Below are 7,691 nucleotides of genomic sequence, written 5' to 3'. Positions count from 1 at the left end.
TTTTACAATTACGAACGATTACAGACAAAATTAAACGGCCTTAGTCCAATGGAATTCAGAACCAAGGCCGCTTAACGACTTTTATTTTTTGTACTGTCTACTTGACGGGGTGCAGTTCAGGTCATCCCTGTACCGCCATTTCTGGTTTTTGGTCGATTGCCGCCTTCTTAATTTGAAATCCGAGTCGCTTCCGTCGGTGAGACTTGCAGCGCCTTGCGTGCCGGCACAAAAGAAAAGGCGAGGGATAAAGCGAGAGCGGCACAGAAGTAAATCAAAAGCTTCAAGAACGGAAGGGAGAGAGAGTCGGCCTCGCTTAACTCGGAAATGGTGTTGAAGGAAACAAAGCTCACGGAAGCGCCAACCGCAAACCCGAGGGCAAGCCCAAGGCTTCCTAAAATGAAACCTTCGAGCATCAGACTGAGCAGCACGGTATCAGGACGCATGCCTATCGCGCGCAATACGCCGATCTGGCGGCTGCGCTGGCGGATCAGACGGTACATGACCACGATCAGGCCGATCATTCCGATGCCGAGAGCCGCAATGTTGAAGGTTTGCAGCATATTGCTGATAAAGATACCCTGGCGGTAATATCCGATTTCGGACTCAACGATGTTCGTTACCGGGTATATGTTTTGCAGAGACAGCAGATGTTTGATTCTCTCTATAGATTCATTGTCTGCTTGTTCTCCCAGCTTGATAAAGACGGTGCTGTGGATTTCGGATTTGCTCTTTGCTAATTCCTCCAGCACATTCGGATTCGTCCAAATGCCATAGGATTCCGGATCGTAGCCGCTAAGTCCGGCTATGGCTATGACTGTCTTGTTGACGGTACGGTCCCCGACTTGAATCGGGATTAATTCCCCGACCCCGTATGAACGCACATCTGTCGCAACGATGACAACCTCGTCATTGTGGATAATCTCGCGCCAAGCTTCACGATCGCTTGCATACTTGCTGTCCCTGACTAGGAGGGGGATATCGTTCGATTCAGCGAAGCTGGAATCGATTCCGTTTATTTTAATTTCGTATTGCCCCCACTCCCCCCACGATTTTTTCCATAACAACTGCTGAACGGCAGAGAGCTGGAACGGTGCGATTCGTTCGTATTCGTCTGATGCCTCCATATGCCGGACTATCGATTCCGTATCTAGAGGCCGCCAATCCCTTGCCGCCAAATCATGGCCGCCGGTGAGCACGATGGGATTGTCTTCGCTCATGTACTGCCTCATCGTATTGCTGTAGAGGATAAAGAAGCTGATAAAGCAAGATATGGCAATAAACATAAACAAGATCAGTCCGGTTCGAAGCGGATTCGTATTCAGGTTGCGAAAGGCAAGGCGAATAATAAGCGACGCCGCCGCTGTATTGCGGAACATATACAAGATGCCTCTCCCGATCAATGGCAGCAGCCGGGCTGTAATAAATGCCAGAAGCGGAATCGAAAGAAAGAGGATGGCGATGATGACGGGAATCTGATCATCGGTAATCCATTCTTTTCGGATATCCGGCACGGCAAACAGAATGGTAAAGGACATCATGATCAGACATGATAAGATGAACAGCCAGGAATTTCGTATCGCTTGCTTCTTATTCGTTTGCCTCATAGGCTGAACCGGTTGAATGGCCTCGACAATAGACAGCTTTACCGTTTTCCTGGCAATGAACAAGACGCATAGGAAGATGATGAGCAGGCCAAAGGACAAGCTGGATAAGGCTAGGACGGGATCGACCGTTAAGTGAGACATTAAGTTCAGAAACGATTCACCGATTATCATGGGTGCAATCTGCTTCAACAATATATAAGCAAGCATCCAGCCTATTGCGACACCGATCATACCGGAGAAAATGCCGTATAACAGCCCTTCGAGCATAAGCAATCTCCAGATATCGGACTTGCCCAAGCCGATTGCGCGGAGGATGCCCATTTCATTCCTTCGCTCCTCGGCGATCAATCTGAAAATATTCGTAACCAGGACGATTCCGATAAGGATGGCATTCAAACTAGCGATACCAATGAGAATCGTAAGAAATCCGATAGCGTCCTTACTCGTTGAAGTATAATTCTCAAGGACCGGCTCCCCGATCCATTCGGATGGCGGCCGGTTCGTAGTCAGGAGATTCGTGTACGTTGGGCCGTCTATGCCAGCAAGAGATCTGGCCGTATCCAAAGCTACGATAGCCGTAGCATGCGCCCGGAATATGCCGGGATAGCCGGTTAACCCGCGCTCCTGTAAGACGCCGCTTACCCGCAGCCTGTGCTCGCGGTTCGAGGCGTCCACAACGTACACCGCGTCTCCGGTTCGTGCTTTAAGAACGGCCGCGGCACGCGAAGACAAGAGCACTTCATCCCGCTGAGGTTCGCTGCTAAGCAGCTTACTTAAGGAAGAATCGAAACGGATCGCTTCGGCTGTGTCTACTCCAATCGTATTGATATAAGGGGAGTGCCGCTTGATCTCTCCTTTGCCGTTCTTGGTCATATAGGTCGCAGGCAGATTTACAATGGGAAGCGACGGGCCGTCAATCTTTTGACGAATCTGCTGGATCGTCTGGAAGTCAAAGAAGGTGCTGGCGGCAGCGGGTTGGTTTCGAGAAGGAATGTCGTAAGCAATCGGACCATAATAATTCTCGGTCTCCGACTCCGCTGTACGGGTCAAGGTCGCATTCGCGATCAGCGTCATGGAGATAAGAGCCGTGCTAATGGCCAGGCCGATTATCGTAAGCAACGTCGATCGTCTCTGGTTCCGTATGCTTCGCCAGGCCAATCTGCGCAGATGGGAATAACGCAGGAGAAGATAACCCAAATAAACGGATAGCGCAGCTCCGATCGCGCTCATGATAAGAAGGAACATGATTATACGCTCCTTCCGCGATTCGCCCGGTTCTGAATCACATGACCGCTGTCCATGAATAAGGTCCGATGGGAATATTGAGCGACATCCGGATTGTGGGTGACAATAATGAATGTGATCTTTTCCGTTCGATTCAAGTGCTCAATCAGATCCATCACCATAGTCGTAGTCCTCGAATCTAGGGCGCCCGTCGGCTCATCTGCCCAGACAATAAGCGGTTGGTTGACGATTGCCCTAGCAATGGCAACCCGCTGCTGTTGTCCGCCCGACAGCTCAGATGGAAGATGGCCGGAACGATCATGCAGCCCAACTCTAGATAACGCTTCAAGCGCCTTCTCCCGCGCAAGCTTTGGCTTCATTCCCAAGCTTAGTAACGGCAGTTCGACATTCTCGGCCGCTGTCAGCACGGGAATTAAATTGTACGCCTGAAAGACGAATCCCATATGCCCGGCCCGATAGGCATCGCGGCTTCTGCTTTTCAATTCGGTCTGCTCGACGCCGTCGATCCGGATGCTGCCTTGATCGATCGTGTCTAGTCCCGACACGCAATTGAGCAGCGTGGTCTTCCCGCAGCCGGAGGGCCCCATAATAGAGATCATCTCCCCCTTTGCGACTTCGAAGGAAACCCCCTTTAATGCTTCAACTCGATAATCCCCGTAAGGATATACCTTCCATAGGTTCTGGACTGTCAATTGGGGTAGTGCGGGATTCATAGCATTCACTCCATTCTTAACGAACTAATGCTTCGCGGTGGATGCTAGCATTTCCGTTAATTCTATCAAGGAGATATCAATTTTGTAGCGGGAAAATCCATAGAAAATGCGTGTTTCATCAGTCGCTGCGGCTACGGATTCGGAGGATAGACAGGCAGCGAGACAGTGAAGACCGTCCCAACGCCCGGCTCGCTTTCGACATAAATCGTTCCGCCGTGTACCTCTACGAACTGCTTGGCGATGGCGAGGCCAAGGCCAGTTCCCCCTGATGCCCGGTTTCGCGAGCCTTCTACGCGGTAAAAGCGCTTAAAGATGTAGGGCAGGCTTTCGGGTGCGATACCAGGCCCGTTATCCGAGACGGTTACGACCATTTGCCCATCGAGGTAGGTATAACGAACGTCGACCTGTCCCCCTTCGGGCGTATACCGGACGGCATTGCCGAGCAGGTTGATGAACACTTGCTTGATCCGAAGAGTATCGCCGTACAATTCGCGGTCACCTTCGCCCTCGAGGTGAAGGGTGATCGATTTGGCCTCCGCTTCAATCTCCAGAATCGATACAATTTCTTCGAGATTGGAGCCGAATGGGGTCCATGACCTATCGAGCGACAGCTTCCCGGCTTCGGCCAAATTCAAATCCTGCATGTCCTGAATCAGCCTGGACATACGCTTCGTCTCATCCAGCAGAGGAAGGAGGTGATCCCGGTCCAATTCGATTCCCCCCGATAGAATCGTTTCCAGATGTCCGCGCAATATGGCGATAGGCGTTCGCAGTTCATGCGCCACATCGGCGACGAGCCGATTGCGGATATCTTCTCCTTCCGTTAATTGCGTCTTCAGCTTATTGACGGATTGCGCGATTTCATAGATTTCATCGCGCGACCCCGCCGTTTCGACGTAACTTGAAGTTCGGTGCGTGATCGCGTTCTGCGACTGCCCTGCAAGCACCTCTAATCTTCTGCAGAAGGTAATCGCGAGCAAATAGGAGAATCCCGCAATCGCGCATACCGCAACGAACGAGACGGCGAGTTGCCTCCCGGTACTGCCGCTGCCTACTGCAAATTCGGTTATCGTTTGATTCGATAATAGAAAGATAACGACACCAAAAGCGAAGAAGGTCAAGAAGAGCTTCATCCGCATCTTCATGAGGGATCGCCAAACTTATAGCCTACGCCGTGTACGGTCACGATCAGCTTAGGGTTCGAGAAATCATGCTCCAGCTTCTTGCGCAGGTTGCGGATATGGGTATCGATCGACCGTTCATAGCCGGAATATTCTTCGCCTAAAGCGATTTCCAGCAGGTCCAGACGGCTGTATACTCTACCCGGGTGCTGGGCGAGCGTAAGGAGCAGCTTGAATTCGGTAGGGGTAACGGTGATCGCTTGCTGGTCGAGGTAAACCGTATGCTTCGGCAAATCGATGGACAGCCTTCCTCTCGTCAGCGTTCGCGGCTCATCCTCGGAATCAGTTGAAGACTGCGCATGGATATGTTGTTTTCGGCGGAGCACGACCCTGATCCGGACTTCCAGCTCTCGAAGCGAGAACGGCTTGGTAATGTAATCGTCCGCCCCGATTTCCAGTCCAAGCACTTTATCGATCTCTTCGGTTTTGGCGGTTAGGAAGATGACCGGCACATCGGAGAACCTGCGCAGCCGTCTGCATACATCTAGGCCGTTCATGCCGGGCATCATCCAATCCAGCAGAATCAAGTCGAAGGCGGGAGATTCCTCCAATTCCTGAAGCGCCTCCGCGCCGCTGTGGACCTGCTTAACCGAATAGCCTTCATTCGTTAAATACGAAGCGATGAAGCTAGTCATTTGTTCCTCGTCATCAACGACCAATACGCGAATGGCCTTCTCTTGATGCTGCATGGTATACCTTCTTTCTCGAAATGGTCTATATCACCAATCATAACCGCACCTTTCGAGGTTGAGGAGTATTTTTTTTCGCTGCTCACATGATCTTCGCAATTTTTTGACAGGGTCTCGATAAGAACTTCGAATCGTTCCTGTAACATTCGTTTTCGGATGAACAAATAACGAATGGTTGGAGGAAGCAGTAATGACAGACAAACGGTTTAGCTTGAAACAGATGGTGGCGGTGTTTTTGTGCGGCTCGTTATTTTTCTCGGGGGTTGCAATGGCACAGCCTACGACGATTACGGCGGGATTCGAGAAGCTGCGGTTTATGGTGACGGGCGAGGATCGATCCTCGGCGGACGGCATGTACAACAACCAAGGAAGCAAGGTACCGGAATCGATCCTGTACAAGGGGACGACCTACGTGCCAATCCGCAAAGTGAGCGAGATGCTGAATATGCCGGTGCAATGGGAAGGCAGTACAAAAACGGTATGGATCGGCGCTGTAGAGGTGGAGGTCAGAGACGCGACGGGCGGCGTGATCGGCCAAGCGACGCTATCGCAAGGCGAGAACGGGGTGAATGTTCATTTCGTAGCTTCCGGGCTGACGCCGGGCAAGCATGGCTTCCATCTGCACGAGAAGCCGATTGAGGGCAACGACTTCGCAACGGCGGGAGGACATTTCAACCCGCACGGCAAGCAGCACGGGCATCACAATGCCGGGGGTCATCACCTAGGCGATCTGCACAATCTGACGGTGCAAGAGGACGGTACAGTCAGTACGGATCTAGTCGTTGAAGGCGCAACGATGGAGAAAGGGAAAGAAACTTCCGTATGGGGCAAGTCGCTTGTTATCCATGCGAAGGAAGATGATGGTAAGACAGATCCGTCCGGCAACTCCGGCGACCGGATTGCGGGCGGGAACATCGTAGAGGCTGCGGAGTAATCCAAACCGCCGGATAGAGGGGAGAATGATTTTGAAGAAAATATGGGCTGTATTAATCGTGACGTTGATCTCCGGAATGGTAAGTATCCATGCCTGGGCTAATAACGGCTATCAGAAAATCGGCATTGAAGTGGACGGCAAATCGCTGGGTGTCGAAGCTTATTTGGTAGACGGCAGAACGATGGTGCCGATGCGCGCCATTTTCGAGAAATTGCAATCGAAAGTCAGTTGGGACGAGAAAACCCGGACGGTTACAGCTGTGAAAGATGCTACAACCGTTAAGCTCACCATTGATGCCGCAACCGCTCATGTAAATGCGCAGGCGGTGACGCTCGACGTTCCTCCGATGCTTTTGCAAGGAAAGACCTATGTTCCGCTCCGGTTTGTATCCGAGGCGCTGGGCGCGGAGGTGGGATATGACGCGAAACGCAAAGTCGCATCCGTCAACACGATGGCGGGCGCGGGCGGTCATGATCATCACTCCGAACAACCGCTGGCAGCAGAGCCTTTTGTCGTGAAAGGGTACGTAACGGACAGACAAGGAACACCAATGGAAGGCGTTGAAATTATTGCGGATAATCAGCTGGCCCGCGATAGCTACCAGACGGCGTATACCGACGAGAACGGGTATTATCAGATCGATCTGCCGGAATTGAATACGACATGGAATATGATCAGCTATTACGAGCATGAATTCGAAGGAAAGGTGCATGCCTTTAATCTCACTTCCGCCACGGATCGTCCGTTCGGAGCGAATAAAGGTGCCGTAAGGGATTTTGTCTGGGAAGATATTCACGGCAGGGTAGTCATCGATATCTACGACTATCCGGATAATGAGAATTGGCCAGAATTTTCCCTTGATGATGTGGAATTGACGTTAACTCCTCTCACGCCATTGATTGACGGCAGCAAAGGCGAGGTGATCACGGGAATGAGCGTGTTCCACCCGGATGGGGCTGGTCTGCAATCCGTACCGATTGCCAAATATGAGATTACGGCCAGATGGGTGCCGGACGGGATGGAGCCGATCCCGCTGCTTGTCGCAGAATACTCCTCGGACAAATATACGGAATCCGTCATCACCGCGGATTTCGAAGATATTTATGGAACAACGAAACGGGTTGCGATAAGGGTAGCCTTTCCGTAAGGACCTCAACAAAAGGAACGGAATGAACCTCCAAGTCCACTAAAAGAGTGGGGTTGGAGGTTTTTTGTGCGCTTGGCAGCGCACTCTACTAAGGAGTGAAAGTCTCCAGTACACCGCAGGTGGCGGAAGTACATAGCCGACACATAGTGCTTAGTCCGTGAGGATAGGTGCGGAGGAT

General features: G+C 51.6%; 7 protein-coding genes. 3 read left to right on the top strand and 4 right to left on the bottom strand.

The genetic code is table 11. The annotated features are described in order from the left end of the window. On the top strand, positions 1-75 hold a 75-nt coding region (locus tag RB620_RS30475; RefSeq protein ID WP_374121433.1), incomplete at its 5' end, for an IS3 family transposase. A gap of 92 nt (positions 76-167) precedes the next feature. On the opposite strand, the gene RB620_RS30005 is transcribed toward RB620_RS30475, so the two are convergent. From RB620_RS30005 to RB620_RS29990, 4 genes are all read right to left on the bottom strand, one after another. Beyond that, the gene (locus tag RB620_RS30005) at positions 168-2,849 is read right to left on the bottom strand and encodes an ABC transporter permease (RefSeq protein ID WP_308100825.1); all 2,682 of its coding nucleotides are present in this window, start codon (positions 2,847-2,849) and stop codon (positions 168-170) included. Positions 2,850-2,851: 2 nt separating this feature from the next. Continuing rightward, entirely contained in the window at positions 2,852-3,562 is a 711-nt protein-coding gene (locus tag RB620_RS30000) for an ABC transporter ATP-binding protein (protein WP_308100824.1), read from the bottom strand. Positions 3,563-3,693: 131 nt separating this feature from the next. Further along, positions 3,694-4,707: a sensor histidine kinase gene (locus tag RB620_RS29995; protein ID WP_308100823.1), complete on the bottom strand. Its 1,014-nt coding sequence runs from the start codon at positions 4,705-4,707 to the stop codon at positions 3,694-3,696. Continuing rightward, complete coding sequence (locus RB620_RS29990; RefSeq protein WP_308100822.1) at positions 4,704-5,432, bottom strand: response regulator transcription factor; 729 nt, start codon at positions 5,430-5,432, stop codon at positions 4,704-4,706. Before RB620_RS29990 ends, RB620_RS29995 begins: the two co-directional genes overlap by 4 nt. Positions 5,433-5,622: 190 nt before the next feature. Here RB620_RS29990 and RB620_RS29985 point away from each other — a divergent pair, with 190 nt between their 5' ends. Continuing rightward, a complete protein-coding gene (locus RB620_RS29985; RefSeq protein WP_308100821.1) occupies positions 5,623-6,366 on the top strand; it encodes a superoxide dismutase family protein in 744 nt (247 codons plus the stop codon). Positions 6,367-6,397: 31 nt separating this feature from the next. Next, positions 6,398-7,513, top strand: coding sequence for a stalk domain-containing protein (locus tag RB620_RS29980; RefSeq protein ID WP_308100820.1), 1,116 nt, complete (start codon positions 6,398-6,400; stop codon positions 7,511-7,513). Positions 7,514-7,691: the final 178 nt, after the last annotated feature.

This window comes from Paenibacillus sp. LHD-117, assembly GCF_030929555.1.
Taxonomy (GTDB): Bacteria; Bacillota; Bacilli; order Paenibacillales; family Paenibacillaceae; genus Pristimantibacillus.
The sequence above is the reverse complement of the archived record's forward strand: the minus strand, read 5'-3'. Positions and strand labels throughout refer to the sequence as shown.